This is a genomic window from bacterium endosymbiont of Bathymodiolus sp. 5 South (assembly GCF_900128535.1).
GTDB lineage: Bacteria > Pseudomonadota > Gammaproteobacteria > PS1 > Pseudothioglobaceae > Thiodubiliella.
The window spans coordinates 1-1528 of sequence record NZ_FQTR01000289.1 but is presented as its reverse complement, the minus strand read 5'-3'; the positions used below and the strand labels follow the sequence as shown (position 1 = coordinate 1528).

2 protein-coding genes are annotated in these 1528 nt (G+C 33.8%); both read left to right on the top strand.

Annotated features, from left to right (window positions below):
• On the top strand, positions 1 to 172 hold a 172-nt coding region (locus tag BBROOKSOX_RS10890; RefSeq protein WP_139661823.1), incomplete at its 5' end, for a hypothetical protein.
• A 38-nt stretch (positions 173 to 210) separates the two neighbouring features.
• Positions 211 to 1528: DUF262 domain-containing protein (locus tag BBROOKSOX_RS10885; protein WP_139661820.1), on the top strand; the 1318-nt coding region annotated here is incomplete at its 3' end.

Below are 1528 nucleotides of genomic sequence, written 5' to 3'. Positions count from 1 at the left end.
AACCAATGTTAAAGCCCTTAGAAAAAATGTAACTGCCAAGTGTTATGGTGGCGATGTTTCTCGCAAACGCAAATTACTTGATAAACAGAAAAAAGGTAAGAAGCGTATGCGCAGCGTCGGCAGAGTAGACATTCCTCAAGAGGCGTTTCTGGCGGTATTGCACATTGATTAGTATTAGTATAGAATATTTTTTTTAAAACACTTAAAACCATGGGAAATAAATTAAAAATAAACACAGACGATTTAAATCTTAGAGATTTGTTAGGTAATGGTAAAAAATACTTGGTGCCAAAATTTCAAAGAGATTATTCATGGGAGCAAGAGCAATGGCAAGATTTATGGGAAGACATTGAATTTATTCATAAGCGTGCTGATGAATACCATTATATGGGGTATTTAGTTTTACAAGAAAAAGAAGACAGTGTCTTTAGTGTCATTGATGGGCAACAGCGATTTACCACATTCTCACTGATTGTTTTAGCGGCCATTAAAAGGTTAAAAGAGATTGACGATAATGAAAGAGCAGACTTATTGCTAAAAACTTTTATAGGTACTAAAGATTTAACATATCTAAGAACAGAAAACAAGTTAACCCTTAATCGCAATAATGCTTATTATTATGAAAAAGCAGTTTCAGGGCAATCCATACCGAGTAGAGGTGTTAACAAAACCACTAAATTGATGCACGATGCACTGCAATTTTTTTATAAAAAATTTCGCCACGATCGATTCTCACGAGGTGAAAATATTAATGCCTTAATTGAAAATATTGCCAAGAAGACGCTGTTTACTACTATATTTATTGGCGATGAACTCAATGCATACAAAGTTTTTGAAACATTGAATGCTAGAGGTGTGAAATTGTCATCAGCAGATCTGCTAAAAAATTACTTGTTCTCAACAATTGACACCAATCAAGATATGCCCGATGATGTCATAGATAAATTAGATGAACAATGGAAAGAAATTGGCACCAATATTTCTGGTAAAAACTATACTGATTATATTCTAACAGAATGGAACAGTCGCCATAAAAAAGTAAGACAAAATCTATTGTTTAAATCAATAAAAAATGAAATAACAACTAACACCCTTGCCGATGATTATTTAAATCGACTGAGTAATCATTGTTATCTTTATGCGGCATTAATTAACCCAGAAGAAGAGTTTTGGAAAGATTTTCCAATGTATAAAGAGATAAAAAGAGACCTGTTGTTTCTAAAAATGTTTGGTATTAGTCAGCCGATTAGCCTATTGTTTGCCAGTTGCCTAAAATTTGAATCAGAATTTCATCGTATTCTAGAATGGGTTAAGAATTTATCGTTGCGTTACAATGTTATCTGTAGGGAACACACTGGAGAGCAAGAGGACCTTTACAGTAAGATCTGTGTTGACATACAAGGCGGGTGTGGAATTCAAGAGATTAAACAAAAATTACTCACCTTGTACCCAAGCGACGAACGCTTTAAAAGTGATTTTACTGAAAAAACCTTTCCGACCAAACAGTCAAATAAAAAGGCGCGTTATT